The sequence below is a fragment of the Morganella morganii genome (assembly GCF_041099235.1).
Taxonomy (GTDB): domain Bacteria; phylum Pseudomonadota; class Gammaproteobacteria; order Enterobacterales; family Enterobacteriaceae; genus Morganella; species Morganella morganii_E.
On sequence record NZ_JBFZSO010000005.1, the window covers coordinates 161,480 to 178,061 of the forward strand.

At 52.4% G+C, this 16,582-nt stretch carries 17 protein-coding genes; 11 read left to right on the forward strand and 6 right to left on the reverse strand.

Features of this window, described 5'->3' with window-relative positions; genetic code table 11:
• The first annotated feature begins 41 nt into the window (after positions 1–41).
• Both agp and AB7038_RS10650 read left to right on the forward strand, forming a co-directional pair.
• Positions 42–1,292 (forward strand): bifunctional glucose-1-phosphatase/inositol phosphatase, encoded by a 1,251-nt coding sequence (gene agp, locus AB7038_RS10645; RefSeq protein WP_369453284.1) that lies wholly within the window; start codon positions 42–44, stop codon positions 1,290–1,292.
• 222 nt (positions 1,293–1,514) lie between these two features.
• A complete protein-coding gene (locus AB7038_RS10650) occupies positions 1,515–2,453 on the forward strand; it encodes a hypothetical protein (RefSeq protein ID WP_368889075.1) in 939 nt (312 codons plus the stop codon).
• Here the strand turns inward: AB7038_RS10650 and AB7038_RS10655 are convergent.
• Positions 2,401–2,859, reverse strand: coding sequence for a DUF6122 family protein (locus AB7038_RS10655; RefSeq protein ID WP_072869915.1), 459 nt, complete (start codon positions 2,857–2,859; stop codon positions 2,401–2,403). The genes AB7038_RS10650 and AB7038_RS10655 overlap by 53 nt on opposite strands.
• 27 nt (positions 2,860–2,886) lie before the next feature.
• Here AB7038_RS10655 and AB7038_RS10660 point away from each other — a divergent pair, with 27 nt between their 5' ends.
• Both AB7038_RS10660 and fabV read left to right on the forward strand, forming a co-directional pair.
• Positions 2,887–3,033, forward strand: coding sequence for a hypothetical protein (locus AB7038_RS10660; RefSeq protein WP_349418732.1), 147 nt, complete (start codon positions 2,887–2,889; stop codon positions 3,031–3,033).
• Between the two features lie 60 nt (positions 3,034–3,093).
• On the forward strand, positions 3,094–4,293 hold the full coding sequence (fabV, locus tag AB7038_RS10665; protein WP_214178451.1) for an enoyl-ACP reductase FabV: 1,200 nt from the start codon (positions 3,094–3,096) through the stop codon (positions 4,291–4,293).
• A 70-nt stretch (positions 4,294–4,363) separates the two neighbouring features.
• Here fabV and AB7038_RS10670 read toward each other — a convergent pair whose 3' ends face one another.
• The gene (locus AB7038_RS10670) at positions 4,364–4,912 is read right to left on the reverse strand and encodes a GNAT family N-acetyltransferase (RefSeq protein WP_369453286.1); all 549 of its coding nucleotides are present in this window, start codon (positions 4,910–4,912) and stop codon (positions 4,364–4,366) included.
• A gap of 21 nt (positions 4,913–4,933) precedes the next feature.
• Positions 4,934–5,428 (reverse strand): YbaK/EbsC family protein, encoded by a 495-nt coding sequence (locus tag AB7038_RS10675; protein WP_368889078.1) that lies wholly within the window; start codon positions 5,426–5,428, stop codon positions 4,934–4,936.
• Positions 5,429–5,527: 99 nt separating this feature from the next.
• Between AB7038_RS10675 and AB7038_RS10680 the strand changes: the two genes are divergently transcribed.
• Together AB7038_RS10680 and AB7038_RS10685 are read left to right on the forward strand one after the other, a co-directional pair.
• Positions 5,528–6,946: an aminotransferase-like domain-containing protein gene (locus AB7038_RS10680; RefSeq protein WP_369453287.1), complete on the forward strand. Its 1,419-nt coding sequence runs from the start codon at positions 5,528–5,530 to the stop codon at positions 6,944–6,946.
• Between the two features lie 110 nt (positions 6,947–7,056).
• Positions 7,057–7,929, forward strand: a complete 873-nt coding sequence (locus AB7038_RS10685) for a pirin family protein (protein ID WP_369453288.1) — start codon at positions 7,057–7,059, stop codon at positions 7,927–7,929.
• 66 nt (positions 7,930–7,995) lie between these two features.
• Here AB7038_RS10685 and AB7038_RS10690 read toward each other — a convergent pair whose 3' ends face one another.
• Together AB7038_RS10690 and AB7038_RS10695 are read right to left on the reverse strand one after the other, a co-directional pair.
• Positions 7,996–8,922, reverse strand: a complete 927-nt coding sequence (locus AB7038_RS10690) for a LysR substrate-binding domain-containing protein (RefSeq protein WP_369453289.1) — start codon at positions 8,920–8,922, stop codon at positions 7,996–7,998.
• A 97-nt stretch (positions 8,923–9,019) separates the two neighbouring features.
• Complete coding sequence (locus tag AB7038_RS10695; protein ID WP_368889082.1) at positions 9,020–9,799, reverse strand: acetoin reductase; 780 nt, start codon at positions 9,797–9,799, stop codon at positions 9,020–9,022.
• A 215-nt stretch (positions 9,800–10,014) separates the two neighbouring features.
• Between AB7038_RS10695 and AB7038_RS10700 the strand changes: the two genes are divergently transcribed.
• The 5 genes from AB7038_RS10700 to mglC all read left to right on the forward strand — a co-directional run bounded on the left by AB7038_RS10700 (position 10,015) and on the right by mglC (position 15,589).
• Positions 10,015–10,443, forward strand: a complete 429-nt coding sequence (locus AB7038_RS10700) for a hypothetical protein (protein ID WP_369453290.1) — start codon at positions 10,015–10,017, stop codon at positions 10,441–10,443.
• Positions 10,444–10,714: 271 nt separating this feature from the next.
• On the forward strand, positions 10,715–11,728 hold the full coding sequence (gene galS / locus AB7038_RS10705; RefSeq protein WP_369453291.1) for an HTH-type transcriptional regulator GalS: 1,014 nt from the start codon (positions 10,715–10,717) through the stop codon (positions 11,726–11,728).
• 258 nt (positions 11,729–11,986) lie between these two features.
• Positions 11,987–12,982 (forward strand): galactose/glucose ABC transporter substrate-binding protein MglB, encoded by a 996-nt coding sequence (gene mglB, locus AB7038_RS10710; RefSeq protein WP_108656428.1) that lies wholly within the window; start codon positions 11,987–11,989, stop codon positions 12,980–12,982.
• A 73-nt stretch (positions 12,983–13,055) separates the two neighbouring features.
• Entirely contained in the window at positions 13,056–14,564 is a 1,509-nt protein-coding gene (gene mglA / locus AB7038_RS10715; RefSeq protein WP_368889085.1) for a galactose/methyl galactoside ABC transporter ATP-binding protein MglA, read from the forward strand.
• 11 nt (positions 14,565–14,575) lie between these two features.
• A complete protein-coding gene (mglC, locus tag AB7038_RS10720) occupies positions 14,576–15,589 on the forward strand; it encodes a galactose/methyl galactoside ABC transporter permease MglC (protein ID WP_004237773.1) in 1,014 nt (337 codons plus the stop codon).
• A gap of 64 nt (positions 15,590–15,653) precedes the next feature.
• Here mglC and speB read toward each other — a convergent pair whose 3' ends face one another.
• Entirely contained in the window at positions 15,654–16,577 is a 924-nt protein-coding gene (gene speB, locus AB7038_RS10725; RefSeq protein ID WP_004237772.1) for an agmatinase, read from the reverse strand.
• Between the last annotated feature and the right edge of the window lie 5 nt (positions 16,578–16,582).

Consider the following 16,582-nt stretch of genomic DNA (forward strand, 5'->3'; position numbering starts at 1 on the left):
TTAATATCGGTTCGAAAATAATGACAACAGGAGTGTTCCGGATGAAAAAAACCTTACTGACGCTTTCACTTGCAGCCGCATTACTGACTCCCGCCCTGCCCGCTTTTGCTGATACCTCCGCCGCTGATATGACACTGGAACAGGTTCTGGTGATGAGCCGCCACAACCTGCGCACGCCGATTGTGAATACCGGTATTCTGACCGAAATCACCGATAAAACCTGGCCTGCGTGGGATGCGCAGAGCGGTTATCTGACCACCAAAGGCGGCGCACTGGAAGTTTATATGGGGCACTATTTCCGCGAATGGCTGGATGAGAACAAACTGCTGCCGGATACCCTGTGCCCGACCGGCGAAAAAGAGCTGAATGTGTACGCCAACAGCCTTCAGCGCACGATTGCCACCGCGCAGTTCTTTACCGCCGGAGCTTTCCCGGGCTGTACCGTCACGGTGAATCACCAGCCGGAAATCGGTACTATGGATCCGGTGTTTAATCCGATCATCACCAATGACAGCGCAGAGTTTAAACAGACCGCTCTCACTGCAATGGAGAACCATTATAAAGGGCTGGATCTGGTACCGGGTTATCAGGCACTGAATAAGGTGCTGAATATCAAAGACTCAGAACAGTGCAAAACCAATAAACTCTGTTCACTGGCCGATGGTAAAAACAGCTTTATTATTGAAGCCGGCAAAGAGCCGGGCGTGAAAGGTCCGCTGAAAATGGCAAACTCCGCCGTGGATGCCATCGATCTGCAATATTATGAAGGTTTCCCGGCAGACCAGGTCGCCTGGGGCGAAGTCACCACGCCGGAGCAGTGGACAGCGCTGAATACCCTGAAAAACGGCTATCAGGAATCTCTGTTTACCCCGCGCATTATCGCGAAAAACGTGGCTCATCCGCTGCTGAACTATATTAATCAGCACTTTGCCGCCGCAGCACCGGGCAGTGAGGCGAAATTTACCTTCCTGGCCGGGCATGATTCCAATATCGCCTCCCTGCTCTCCGCCCTGGAATTTAAACCGTATCAGCTGCCGGAACAGTATGAACATACGCCTATCGGCGGGAAATTAGTGTTCCAGCGCTGGACAAATAAAGCGGATAATAAATCCTATGTGAAGATTGATTATATTTACCAGTCATCTGATCAGCTGCGGAATAACAGTTATCTTTCTTTAAAAACTCCGCCGCAAAAAGTCACACTGGAACTGAAAAATTGTCCGGTTGATAAAAACGGCTATTGCGGATGGGAAACCTTCCAAAAAGTAATGAAAGACAGTTTATCTGAATAAACATTATATGTTCATATTCCTGCCCGGCGCACCTTTGCCGGGCTTTTTATTTCTATCCCTGTCACGCTTCGGATAACACTGATAGATTAAGGCACCGTAAGCCGCTACTATTTAACAGTCTGAAATCATCACAGTATTTTATTTCTCATTTATCAGTATCGGCACCCGTCCGGGAATTAACGGTCATTATACCGGGCTGAATACACGGATATCATTAATACGATGAAATATTTAAAATCATTACCGGCTCCCTTATTTATTATTGCAACTGTCTTAATAAGTTCAGCCTGCAGTCAGAAAAACTACGATGTCGATGCCGGTGAAAAAATAATTTATCCCTCCGGTGACGGTGTATTACTGGGCGCCTGTGATAAATGGACACTGAAAGATGAACAGGTGCGGCAATTAATCGCCATGAGCAAACCTTATATTGCGCTGCCGTACGGTGAATACAGTCAGACGCCGTGTAATATGAGCGGCACGGTGACGATTGACGGCAAAACCTGGGATTATCTGCTCAACGGCGGCGGTATTATCACCCTGAGTATTGACGGTATGGTGCGTTATCGCGGCTGTAATGCCGATGCCTGCAAGCCGTACCTGCTGCTCCCTTACCGGGGCAAATCCTTCGCGATCAAAGACAGTGATACCCTGGTAACAGAAGAAGACAGCACGGAAAACCGGGGCCGCCTGCTGAGCCGCGAAAGTGTCGCGCAACGGCAGCCGCACAGTGACCCGGGGATGGTTTCCGGTGCGCCGTCTGACGGCACAATGGTGAATAAAGAGACCGGTGCGGAACAGTTCAGGCCGGATAACGGCCGGATGCGCAGACCGGATGCACAACCGGTCGCCGGAGGACAGAGCGGACAAACCGCCCCGCAGGGACAACAAAGCACACCGGTTTCTTCTGATCGTAACGGAAAAGTGCCTCCTGCGCGGCCACAGGCAGAAAACAGCCGGATGTCATCCGTGAAGAAAGAGGTCACGTCAGCGGCAAAATCCGCCATGCCGTCTGTGGATATTGACGCACCGTCAATCACGGCTCCGGAAGTGGGCGTCTCCGTTCCGGGAACCTCCGCGCCAACACTTGATATCAAAGCCCCGGCAGTCAGTTTACCCGGAGCTGAAGTCTCTGTCCCGGCACTGAAAAATCCGTTCTGATTATCTCAGCCGCACAAAAACCCGCCTCCGGCGGGTTTTTTAATACCTGAACCGCTGCATATTCCGTGCCCTGTTTCAGGCTGCCCATATAACAATCCATTCCGTCGGTAAACAGATGGAACAGGCAGCCGACTGCCACCGCCCGCACTTTCCATGACGGGATCAGCAGCAGAATAAGATACACAATCGCCGCCCATACGGTATGCAGCGGATGAAAACCGACACTGCATCTGTCCGGGTCAAAGATCGGATCTGCCAGCAGGTGATCCGCATCTATCACCATAGTGGCAATCATAATCATCGCCGCCGCTTTCCAGTGCTGCCGCCAGAACAGCCGGGCAAACAGAACCGGCACCAGAAAATGGCAGCCGTAATGCAGGATATTCCGGAAAATGTCAAATACCACAGTAACTCCGCTGACGGGTTGTCCGTTATGATGACGGCTATCATAGCGGAAATACCGGAGGCTATCCGGCAGAAAATAGATCAGTCCGTCACAATAACAAAATACACCCTGTTGCGGATAACAAAGCCGGAATTAACTGGTCTGCTCTGCGGGTTTATCGCCGCATTGTCTTAAGTAAATGAAGAAGATCAGGTATATTAGCCCCTGATTGTTGGCTACCAAGAAAAAATAACTATGATTATCAAACCTAAAATTCGTGGTTTTATCTGCACTACCGCTCACCCGGCGGGCTGTGAAGCCCATGTTCGTGAGCAAATCGCCCGTGTGAAGTCCTGCGGCGAACTGAAAAACGGCCCTAAAAAGGTTCTGGTGATTGGTGCATCCACCGGTTACGGTCTGGCTTCCCGTATTAATGCCGCATTCGGCAGCGGTGCGGCAACCATCGGTGTATTTTTTGAAAAGCCGGGCAGTGAAAACAAAACCGGTTCTGCCGGCTGGTACAACGCAGCCGCTTTTGATAAAGCCGCCAAAGAAGAAGGCCTGTATGCAAAAAGCATTAACGGTGATGCCTTCTCTGATGAATGCCGTCAGAACGTTATTGATTTAATTAAACAGGATCTGGGCCAGATCGATCTGGTTGTTTACTCTCTGGCATCGCCGGTCCGTAAAATGCCGGAAACCGGCGAAATTGTCCGCTCCGCCCTGAAACCTATCGGCGAACCGTACAAATCTGTCGCGCTGGATACCAACAAAGACGTGCTGATCGAAGCCGTTGTTGAACCGGCCAATGAGCAGGAAATCGCAGACACTGTTAAAGTCATGGGCGGCCAGGACTGGGAACTGTGGATGAATGCATTAGCGGAAGCCGGTGTTCTGGCGGATAATGCACAGTCTGTTGCCTACTCCTATATCGGTACCGATTTGACCTGGCCGATTTACTGGCACGGTACCTTAGGTAAAGCCAAAGAAGATCTGGATCGCGCAGCTGCGGCGATTAATCAGAAACTGCAGGCCAAAGGCGGCGCGGCGTATGTTGCCGTCCTGAAATCTGTCGTTACTCAGGCCTCTTCGGCTATTCCTGTTATGCCGTTATATATCTCTATCGTGTTTAAGATCATGAAAGAGAAAGGCATTCACGAAGGCTGTATTGAACAGACTCAGCGCTTATTTGCTACTAAGCTGTTTAACGGCTCTGCACCGGAAACCGATGAGAAACAGCGTCTGCGTCTGGATGACTGGGAATTACGCGATGATGTGCAGAACACCTGCCGTGAAATCTGGCAGCAACTGACAGATGATAACATCAACGATTTAACCGACTATCAGGGCTATAAAGCGGAATTCCTCCGTTTATTCGGCTTTGGTCTCGACGGCGTTGATTACGATGCTGATTTAAGCGGTGAAGTTAACTTCGACGTGAAAGAATTAGTCTGATCATCACTGAAAAACCCGCCGCAGCCCTGACTATTCAGCGGTTGCGGCGGGTTTTCTTTTATCAGGCAGTTCAGCGGGTTTCGCAGACCAGCCAGTAATAATGGTTATTATTGAATCCGAATTCATCCAGCACGGTCAGACCGAGCTTACGGGTGTGCGCAGCATAAGAGCGCGGGTTAACCTTGTTGATAAAGGTCACCAGGATATCAAACCGCTGCGACATTTTTTCCAGCGCAAAAGCAAACAGCCCTTCCAGCACGCCTTTCCCGCGCAGTGATGCATCAATACAGACCGGGCCGTACTGATACGAGTTTTCTGTGGTCAGCGTCTGGCCGGCAAACTCATAATCACCCAGTTTATCAATCATATGGGCAAACAGCGGCCACGGTGACCAGTACTGCCAGGATGCCGCCATCACAAACGCCACTACCTTACCGTCCTGTTTGGCGACAAATAATCCCTGCTCATTTTCAATCAAATTAACCATCTGCTCATCACTCATCTGTGTGGTGACAAAACCGTCCGGCTTGTCTTCATCACTGATGGTGGTCAGATGATAACGTTTTAATAAGGCTTTTACCTGATCCATATCCGTCAGTTCAGCAACACAATATTCCATCGTTATTCTCCGTTATCATTGTTATTCTGCGGCGGGAGGTACCGCAATATCCGCAATGCGATCATGACCGATCACACTGAAATAGTCATCCGCTGCCAGAGACACCGATCTCACCAGTTCCCCGGCATTAAAAAATACCCGCCCGGCACCGGTCAGACGTTTATCAACATACAGCATCAGTTCCTCATTAAAGCTAAACGGCGGAACCGCCCCCATCGGGCAACCGGTCAGCGCCTGTGCCGTTTCCGGCGCGGCAAATGAGGCTTTTTTTCCGCCTGCCAGTTTCGCCGCGTTTTTAAAATTGACTTTGCAGTCTCCCGGCACAATCGCCAGCACATAACGGATATCCGGTGTGCTGCCGGTGACCTGTAACACCATGGCTTTTGCCGCCTGGCTCAGTTTATTCCCCCTGATTTTACTTATCGCATCAGAACGGCCTTCCGCCGGATGTTCGATCACCTCAAAGGAAACCGCCCGTGAATCCAGTAAACGGGTGATTTTGTCAAATGTTGTCATATAAACCTCACAGTCAGCCGGAGAAACCCTTGCGTCATAATTTACTCTCAACGTACTCTTACAGAAACACACAGAACCCGTAAGAATGAGGCAGAACAGATGGTACAGCTTCCGCGCTACCGGCAGATGGCCGATCAGATAAAACAGGCTGTCCGCGAGGGCGTTTTACCGCCGGACAGCCGTCTGCCGTCCGTCCGGGTTCTGGCTGCACAGTACAATGTCAGCCTGACCACCGCCCTGAAAGTGCTGCGCACGCTGGAAGATGAGCATGTTGCAGTCGCGCGGCCGAAATCCGGCTTTTTTGTCGCCCCGGTTCAGCCGGCGGCGGAAAGCCTCAGTACAAAGACACACGCCGCTGATTTTGCCCCGCTGGATGAACAGACGGAACTGCATATGTCGATGGTCGGCGAAGAGTGCCGTGTCCGGCTCGATCTGGCTAACGGCCGCCGGGAGCTTTATCCGGTCAGAAAACTGAGTCTTATCATGCGTCAGCTCAGTTACAGCAAGCCGTTCCTGCTGGGGGATTCGGTCAAAGGCACCGGCTATGCCCCGCTAAAGGAGGAAATCGCCCGCCGGGCGGTCAGTTATGGCTGTAATATCTCTCCGGAAACCTTGCTTATTACCAACGGCTGTATTGAAGCCTTATCACTGGCGCTGCGTGCCACCCTCAGCCCCGGGGATGCAGTAGCCGTGGAATCTCCCTGTTACTTTGTGCTGTTGCAGATGCTGCGTAATCTCAATCTGCGGCTGACTGAAGTGGATGCCTGTGAGGAAGGTTATGTCGATTGCGATAAACTCACCGCTCTGTTCCGCCGCAAAGCGGTAAAAGCTTTTGTGACACTCGCCAACGTCAATAATCCGCTGGGCAAAACGATTCCGGATGACGTCAAAGCGGAAATCACCCGTCAGGCCGATGAAAACGGTGTTATCATTATTGAGGATGATACCTTCGGTGATGCGGCGTTCGGCGGACAGCGGCCGTTCCCGATGCGGGCGTTCAGCCATAATGTCATTCTGTGCAGCGGATTTTCCAAAACCATCGCGCCCGGCGTGCGTATCGGCTGGGTGCACAGTCAGCATTACATGCGCAAAATCACCTCCCTCAAATACACCTCATCGATGGGCTCACAGGTACTGCCGCAGGCGGCCATCAGCGAACTGCTGAGTAACGGCGGCTATGATGCGCATCTGCGCCGCCTGCGCCGTGAACTGGCGGCACAGGTGCAGAACATCCGCCGTGTTGTGCTGCGGGAGTTCCCGCCGGGTACCACAGTGACCGAACCGGAAGGCGGCTATGTCCTGTGGGTCACCATGCCGGAAGGCAGCCTGAATGTACGGGAACTGTTTCTCAATGCCCGCGCTGAGGGGATCGGTATCGCGCCCGGACATATCTTTGCCACCGACAGCCGCTACGACCGCTGTTTCCGGCTCAATGCCGGGTTCGGCTGTGATAAGGACGTGGAGGATGCGATCGCCCGGCTGGCGCAATGGTGCCGGGGATCTCTGCATACCGGATAACCCCGGCCTGACTGTTCTGTTTCTGCAACAGTGAAACCCGTTTTCATGACTACTCCCTGATGTTTCGCGCCCTTATTATCAATTCATACATAATTATCAGGAGAAATATCATGAGAAACATTATCGGTACCTACCGCGCACCGAAAGGCCATTGGGTCGGCGACGGCTTCCCGGTCAGCCAGATGTTTTCCTACAGCAATCACGGCAAACATCTCAATCCGTTTATCCTGCTTGACCGCGCCGGTCCGGCGGATTTCCCGGCCTCAGAGGGCGCTAACCGGGGTGTCGGTGAACACCCGCACCGTGGTTTTGAAACCGTGACTATCGTCTATGACGGCGAGGTGGCACACCACGATTCCACCGGTCAGGGCGGTGTGATCGGCAAAGGGGATGTGCAGTGGATGACCGCCGCATCCGGTATTCTGCATCAGGAATACCATTCTGACCGCTTTATGCGGGAAGGCGGCACGCTGGACATGGTGCAGTTGTGGGTGAATCTGCCTGCTTCTGCAAAATCCGCCGCACCGGGTTATCAGTTACTGGAAAATAACGCCATTCCGGCGGTGGCACTGCCGAATGACGCAGGGACATTACGGGTGATCGCCGGGAAATATGCCGGGGCACGCGGCCCGGCCCGGACCTTTACCGAAATGGATGTGTGGGATCTGCGCCTGAAAGCCGGGAAAGTCACCGGACTGGCGGCAAAAGCCAACCGCAATGCCGGACTGATCGTTCTGCACGGCAGTATTTATGTCGACAGCCGCGCACCGATGCACACCGGCGAACTGATGATTCTGGACGGCGCTGACAGCACCATTCTGCTGGAGGCCACCGAAGATGCGGTTGTTCTGTTCCTCAGCGGCGAGCCGATTGATGAGCCGGTTGTCGGTTACGGCCCGTTTGTGATGAACAGCGAGCAGGAAATCCGCGAAGCCATTGAGGATTTCAACAGCGGCCGTTTCGGACATATCGCGGCTGAGTAAGGCAGATGAGGCAAATACGACCGTTATTTGCCTCACAAAATGAGGCGAATAGAATGATTATTTGCCTCACAACCCCCCCTGCCCCGAAAACGCCGCCGTCTGCGGAATATGTTCCGCCAGATAATTCAGCAGCGCCTGCACGGCGGGTAACAGCCCTTTGCGGGACGGGAAAACTGCGTGGATCACATCTTCCGGGAACTGCCAGCCCGGCAGAACACGGACAAGCCGTCCGGCAGTCAAATCATTGAGAACCACACCTTCCGGCAGGCGGGCAATGCCCAGCCCTTTGCATGCCGCACGATGCAGTGTCATGACATCCGTCGTGGCGAGGCGTGCCGTGAGGTGTTTGGTGATGCTGCCGCCGTCTTCACCGGTCAGTGTCAGTGTGTAGTTTTGTTTTTGTTCGCTGTTGGCGAGGATCGGGAATTCTGTCAGTTCATCCGGATGCTGCGGAGCCGCTTTTCCGGCAAATAATCGCGGCGAGGCGACCAGGATGCGCCGCGAATATCCCAGCACTTTCATCGTCAGCCCGGAATCATCCAGCGGGAGGGAACGCACCCGCAGTGCGAGATCAAACCCTTCGCTGATCACATCCACCGGACGGTTAACCGCCAGAATCTGCACATCAATATCGGGGTATTTCACCATAAAATCTGTCAGCAGATCCTGAAGATAGGTCTGTAACAACGCGACCGGACAGGAAAACTTCACGCTGCCGCGCGGGTGCCCCTGTACCGAGCAGATCATCTCTTCGGCAATTTCCGCCTCATCAATCACATTTTTACACTGCTGGTAAAAAGCCTGCCCGATCTCAGTGACATGAAATTGCCGGGTGGAGCGGTAGATCAGCGAAATATTCAGTTTCTGTTCCAGATCAGCAATACGGCGGCTGAGCCGGGATTTCGGAATGCCCAGCGCCTCACCCGCCGGGGAAAATCCGCCGTATTCCACCACTTTCACAAAATAATAGAGGTCATTCAGATCGTATTTCATGCCTGTCACCCGCAGCGTTATCCTGCGGACCAGTATACATAAAAAAATCCGCCACATTCTGCATGCGGCGGATTTCTGTCAGTATCAACACAATAATTTAGCGGTAAACAATACCACCGTCGGTCAGAATCGCCTGGCCGGTGATGTAATCCGAATCGTCGCTGGCCAGGAAGGCAACCAGTGCCGCCACGTCATCCGGTGTCTGAGCGCGGCCCAGCGCAATACCATCGACATATTTTTTGTAGGTTTCCCCTTTCGGCGCACCGGTGATTTCAGAGAAACGCTCATCAATTTCCACCCACATATCCGTGCCGACAATCCCCGGACAGTACGCGTTCACGGTGATCCCGCTGCTGGCGAACTCTTTGGCTGCCGCCTGTGTCAGTGCACGGACGGCAAATTTCGTGGCGGAATAGACGCCGAGTAAGGCAAAACCATCATGTCCGGCAATGGATGACGCATTAATGATTTTCCCTTTCTGTCCGCGTGCTTTGAATTTGGCCGCTGCGGCCTGAATTCCCCACATCGTGCCATCGACGTTAATACGGAAAATACGATCCATATCCTCAGGACGCACATCCTCAATCGCTTTCACCTGGGCAATACCGGCGTTATTGACCATAACATCAAAACCACCCAGTGCCTGTTCTGCTTTATCAACAACCGCAAAAACCTGGTCACGCTGACTGATATCCGCAGTGAATACCGCCGCTTTACGGCCCAGGGCTTCCACTTCTTTTTTGACTTTCGCCAGCCCTTCTTCTTTCAGATCCACCAGCGCGATATCCGCCCCTTCTTTGGCTAAGCGCAGTGCAATACCACGACCAATCCCCTGTGCAGCGCCGGTGACCAGAACCACTTTACCCGTTAGTGCCATGATGTGCTCCTTAATGAGTGAGGTATTTCGTTATGATATTAATACTCATTTAAAAACATACGCGTTTTTACCCGGGTTGCAAGCCGCTAAGCACATAATGAGCAACTGTCCCGCCCTGTGACAACACATCGCTGTAACAAAATTCGTCAGTATCTCATTCCATAACATTCCCGGCAGAGGATAATGCAGAAACGGGAAAACGGAGACGGTGATACATGACAAAATTTCGTATAAAACTGCCGGTGAAGGTGGGGATCTTTATTCTGGCGGTAATTAACAGTGCCTGCGCAGTAAATAACGCACCGGATATCCGTGTGACCAGCCCGGTTGAAAAAACGATGCAGAAAACCACGGATAATTCCCTCTCTGCGGCCTGCCGTGACTGGGCTCCGGACAGTGATGCCATCAAAACGGTATTTACACTGAGCCGGGAATATGCAGAAGAACCGTATTCTCAGTTTTATCAGACTCCCTGTGATGCCTCCGGTGAACTGACTGCTGACGGACAACAGTGGCACTTTTCTCTTAACGGCGGCGGAATAATGACACTGACCAGCGGAAACAAAATCCTGTACCGGGGATGCTCTGATGCACAGTGCGCTCCGTATATTTTACTGCTGACAGATGCGATGTCCGGTGAGTGATCTCTGTTCCCGGCGGGTTTTGCCCTGTCCGGCATAACCCGCCTGCCGGAAACAAAACAATCAGAATCATTTATATATTAATAATTTTAGTGAATGTAACCCAAAACGCTGTTACAGACGTGGGTGAAGGGATTCAGCTTCCCGTTACAGGCGGATAATCCGAAAAAATCAATGTAAACGCTTTCTTTTGCTGTGAGATGAATCACACGGTCATCACGCGCTCCGGGTTAAGATGGCAACATGTTTCATTACCTCTGACCTGTAATTTCCGATGACATCTATACACCCCGTTACTATCCGCGATGTTGCAAAACGCGCCGGTGTTTCCGTCGCCACCGTATCCCGTGTATTAAATAATACGGCGGCCACCCGCTCAGAGACCCGGGAACTGGTGATGAACGCCGTGGCTGAGCTGGATTACCGGCCGAACGCCAATGCGCAGGCACTGGCCAGCCAGAGTAGTGATATTCTCGGCGTGGTGGTGATGGATGTATCAGACCCGTTTTTCGGTGCGCTGGTCAAAGCCGTGGATACGGTCGCCCAGCAGCACAGCAAGCATGTGCTGATCGGAAACGGCTATCATCAGGCAGAACAGGAGCGTCATGCTATTGAAGTGCTGATCCGTCAGCGCTGCAACGCCCTGGTAGTGCATTCCAAAGCACTCAGTGACGCGGAACTGAGTGATTTTCTCCGTCAGGTGCCCGGTATGACGGTGATTAACCGCGTTATTCCCGGTTTTGAGCACCGCTGTGTCGGGCTGGATAACCTGTCCGGCGGGGAAATGGCGACCCGCCTGCTGATCTCTCAGGGGCATCAGCGCATCGGTTATCTCGGTTCCACGCATGAGATAGAAGATAATACCCTGCGTTATCAGGGCTATACCCGCGCCATGAAAGCTGCCGGACTGACCGCCGGTACTGCCTGGTATGCTGCCGGTTCACCGGACTCTGACGGCGGCGAAGCCGCGATGATTGAGCTGCTGGGCCGTAATCAGGCACTCTCCGCCGTATTTGCCTATAACGATGCCATGGCAGCCGGAGCTATGTCAGTGCTGAATGAAAACGGTATCCGCGTACCGCAGCAGTTTTCCCTGATCGGGTTTGATGATATTCCCGCCGCCCGTTTCACCACACCGAAGCTGACTACCGTGCGCTATCCGGTGGTCTCCATGGCCATGCTGGCGACAGAACTCGCCTTAGCGGGTGCCGCCGGCACTTTACCGCCGCCGGAGCCGCATGTGTTTATGCCGACCCTGGTTATCCGTCACTCTTCTGCCTACCGGTGATCTTTCTGCATGTAAACGTTTTCAATTTGTGAGTCTATTCACAGACGGATAACAACTCTCATTTTATGATCCGGGCGTTTCCTGACGTTATCGTCATGTCCCAGGTTCTGCCATCTTCTTACCGGCATGCCGTTTTATTTATAAATTATTATTATCATTTGCCGGAAGAATGATAAACGCCGCCCCTGCATTTCCTCTGAATAACAGGTGGCGTCATAAATAAAAACTGTACCCTATCCCCCGACCCGGAGGCAGAGAATGAAGAAGCATTTTGTCCTGGCAGGCGTTGCCGCCGCCATGCTGTTTGGTGCTGCGGCACAGGCACAGGCTGATACCCGTATTGGTGTGACTATCTATAAATACGATGACAACTTTATGTCTATCGTCCGTAAAGCCATTGAAAAAGATGCAAAAAATTCACCGGAAATCACTCTTCTGATGAATGATTCACAAAACGACCAGTCCAAACAGAATGATCAGATTGATGTGCTGCTGGCCAAGGGCGTTAAAGCACTGGCGATCAACCTGGTTGACCCTGCCGCCGCCCCGGTAATCATCGACAAAGCAAAATCCAATGATATTCCGGTCGTATTCTTCAACAAAGAACCTTCCCGCAAAGCCCTCGACAGCTACGACAAAGCCTGGTTTGTCGGTACCGATTCCAAAGAATCCGGGGTTATCCAGGGTGAACTGATTGCCAAACACTGGGCAGCCAACCCGGCGTGGGATCTGAACAAAGACGGTAAAATTCAGTATGTGCTGATCAAAGGTGAGCCGGGTCACCCGGATGCGGAAGCCCGCACCACCTATTCGGTCAAAACCCTGAATGAGAAAGGCATCCCGACAGAGCAGCTTCAGCTCGATACCGCGATGTGGGATACCGCACAGGCCAAAGATAAAATGGATGCATGGCTCTCCGGCCCGAATGCAGACAAAATCGAAGTGGTCATTGCCAACAATGACGCGATGGCAATGGGTGCGGTTGAAGCCCTGAAAGCACACAACAAAACCAATATCCCGGTCTTTGGTGTGGATGCCCTGCCGGAAGCCCTCTCCATGGTGAAATCCGGGGCAATGGCCGGTACGGTGCTGAATGACGCAGAAAACCAGGCGAAAGCCACCATGGCTATCACCAAAAACCTGGCGGAAGGTAAACCGGCAGCGGAAGGCACAAACTACAAAATTGAAAACAATGTTATCCGTGTGCCGTATGTCGGCGTGGATAAAGAGAACCTGTCACAGTTTATAAAATAAGCGGTGATTCTTTCCGCCCGCAGCATCCGTGCTGCGGGCGTGTCCGGAACGATAACATTAGCCAGGTGTATGTATGGCCGACAGCTCAGGCGAATATCTGCTGGAAATGATGCATATCAATAAGTCATTTCCCGGCGTTAAGGCACTCGATAATGTCAATTTACGGGTACGACCGCACTCCGTTCATGCCCTGATGGGCGAAAACGGTGCCGGTAAATCCACATTATTAAAATGCCTTTTCGGGATTTATAAAAAAGACAGCGGCAGTATCCTGTTTCAGGGACAGGAAATCGATTTTAAAGGCTCAAAAGAGGCGCTGGAACACGGCGTTTCCATGGTGCATCAGGAGCTGAACCTGGTGCTGCAGCGCTCAGTGATGGACAATATGTGGCTGGGACGCTATCCCGCCAAAGGTTTTTTTGTCGATCAGAACAAGATGCTGAAAGACACGCAGGCCATCTTTGATGAGCTGGATATCGATATCGATCCGCGGGAAAAAGTCCGCAATCTGTCCGTCTCGCAAATGCAGATGATCGAAATCGCCAAGGCGTTTTCCTATAACGCAAAAATTGTGATCATGGATGAGCCGACCTCTTCCCTGACCGAAAAAGAAGTCAATCATCTGTTTACTATTATCCGCAAGCTGAAAGATCGCGGCTGCGGTATCGTCTATATCTCCCACAAAATGGAAGAAATTTTCCGCCTCTGTGATGAGATCACCATTCTGCGTGACGGTCAGTGGATCTCCACACAGCCCCTTGAAGGGCTGACGATGGATAACATTATTGCCGCCATGGTCGGACGCACACTCAGCCAGCGTTTCCCGGAAAAACAGAGCACGCCGGGGGAGGTCATGCTGGAAGTCAGAAACCTCACGTCTCTGCGCCAGCCGTCTATCCGCGATATCAGTTTCGACCTGCATCAGGGGGAAATCCTCGGTATCGCCGGTCTGGTCGGTGCCAAACGGACAGATATTCTCGAAACCCTGTTCGGGATCCGCGAGAAATCCGCCGGCACCATCACGCTGAGAGGAAAAACCATTAAGAACAACAGCGCCAATGAAGCCATTAATCACGGCTTCGCGCTGGTCACCGAAGAGCGCCGCGCCACGGGAATCTATGCCTGGCTGAATATCAGCTTTAACTCGCTGATTTCAAACATGGGCAAATATAAAAATAAACTGGGTCTGCTGGATAACAGCAAAATGAAAAGTGATACCCAGTGGGTGATTGATGCCATGCGGGTGAAAACCCCCGGTCATCACACCCAGATAGGCTCGCTGTCCGGCGGGAATCAGCAGAAGGTGATTATCGGCCGCTGGCTGCTGACACAACCGGAAGTGTTAATGCTGGATGAACCGACGCGGGGGATTGATGTCGGGGCAAAATTTGAGATTTACCAACTGATTACTGAACTGGCCAAAAAAGGAAAAGGGATCATTATCGTTTCCTCCGAAATGCCGGAACTGCTGGGGATCACAGACCGGATTCTGGTGATGAGCAACGGTGAGGTCGCCGGTATCGTCAACACCCGTGACACCTCGCAGAGTGAGATTCTACGTCTCGCCTCCCTTCACCTTTAAGGATATTAACAATGAGCGCAGCATTAAATAAAAAAAGCTTCCTGTCCTATCTGAAGGACGGAGGGATTTATGTGGTTCTGCTGGTCTTACTGGCGATCATTATCATTCAGGATCCGACATTCCTCAGCCTGATGAACCTGAGTAATATTCTCACCCAATCCTCGGTGCGGATTATTATCGCGCTGGGTGTCGCGGGGCTGATTGTCACCCAGGGCACGGATTTATCCGCCGGGCGCCAGGTCGGGCTGGCAGCGGTGATTGCGGCGACATTGCTGCAATCCATGGAAAACGTGAATAAAGTTTTCCCGCAGATGGAAACCTGGTCTATCCCGATGGTGATCCTGCTGGTGTGCGCGGTCGGTGCGGTGATCGGTCTGGTTAACGGCCTGATTATTGCCTATCTCAACGTCACGCCGTTTATTACCACACTCGGTACTATGATTATCGTCTACGGTATCAACTCCCTGTATTACGACTCTGTCGGTGCCTCACCGGTGGCGGGGTTTGACCCGAAATTCTCTGAATTTGCCCAGGGATTTATCCGTTTCGGTGATTTCAAGCTGTCATATATTACGTTTTATGCCGCGATAGCCGTTTTCTTTGTCTGGATCCTGTGGAATAAAACCCGCTTCGGCAAAAACATTTTTGCCATCGGCGGTAACCCGGAAGCGGCTAAAGTGTCCGGTGTGAATGTCGGCCTGAACCTGATTATGATTTACGCCTTATCCGGTGTGTTCTATGCCTTCGGCGGCCTGCTGGAAGCCGGACGTATCGGCAGTGCGACCAACAACCTCGGCTTTATGTATGAGCTGGATGCCATCGCGGCCTGTGTGGTGGGCGGTGTGTCCTTCTCCGGCGGGGTCGGGACTGTGCTGGGCGTGGTGACCGGGGTGCTGATTTTTACCCTGATAAACTACGGCCTGACCTATATCGGCATCAACCCGTACTGGCAGTACATTATCAAGGGCAGCATCATTATTTTTGCCGTTGCGCTGGATTCACTGAAATACGCGAAGAAAAAATAATCTCGCTGAAATGCAAAAAGACCCGCGCTGCGGGTCTTTTGTTTTAACGGTGGTAAAACCGGTTTCAGCCTTTTTTCGCGGCCTGGAGATAGAGCATTTCCAGTGCGATGGTTGCGCCGGCCAGTGCCGTGATATCGGACTGATCATACGCCGGTGCCACTTCCACCAGATCCATGCCGACGATATTGAGCGGCTGAAGGCCGCGCAGCAGTTTCAGGGCGCGGTCAGTTGTCAGCCCGCCGATAACCGGTGTACCGGTGCCCGGGGCAAATGCCGGGTCCAGACAGTCGATATCGAAGGTCAGATAAACCGGCATATCACCGACAATCGCTTTCACCTGAGCAATCACATCATCCACGGTGCGGTCATTGACCTGCGCGGCATCAATCACGGTGAAACCGTTATCGGTTTCATGTTCGGTACGGATACCAATCTGCACGGAATGCGCCGGATCAATCAGTCCCTCATTCGGGGCGTGATAGAACATGGTGCCGTGGTCAAACTTGCTGCCGTTGCCGTAAGTGTCGGTATGGGCATCGAAATGCACCAGCGCCATCTTACCGAAATGTTTGGCGTGTGCGCGCAGCAGCGGCAGCGTCACAAAGTGATCGCCCCCGAAAGAGAGACATTTTTTACCGGACGCCAGCACTTTCTCTGTGTGCGCCTGTAACTTATCACTCATGTCCTGTGCATCACCAAACGCGAACACCAGATCACCGCAATCCACCACATTCAGGCGCTCGCGCATGTCAAATGTCCACGGCCAGCGGTTACCTTCCCAGGCCAGATTGGTTGAAATCTGGCGGATTGCTGCCGGTCCGTGACGGGAGCCTGCGCGGCCGGAGGTCGCCATATCAAACGGAACACCGGTGATCACCCAGTCAGCGTCACTGGTGTACGGCTGGAAATTCAGCGGCAGGCGGAGAAAACCAAACGCATTAGAGACCAGTGAGTTATCGGTCTGATTGCCTAATGTGCTGTTAATCATAATGA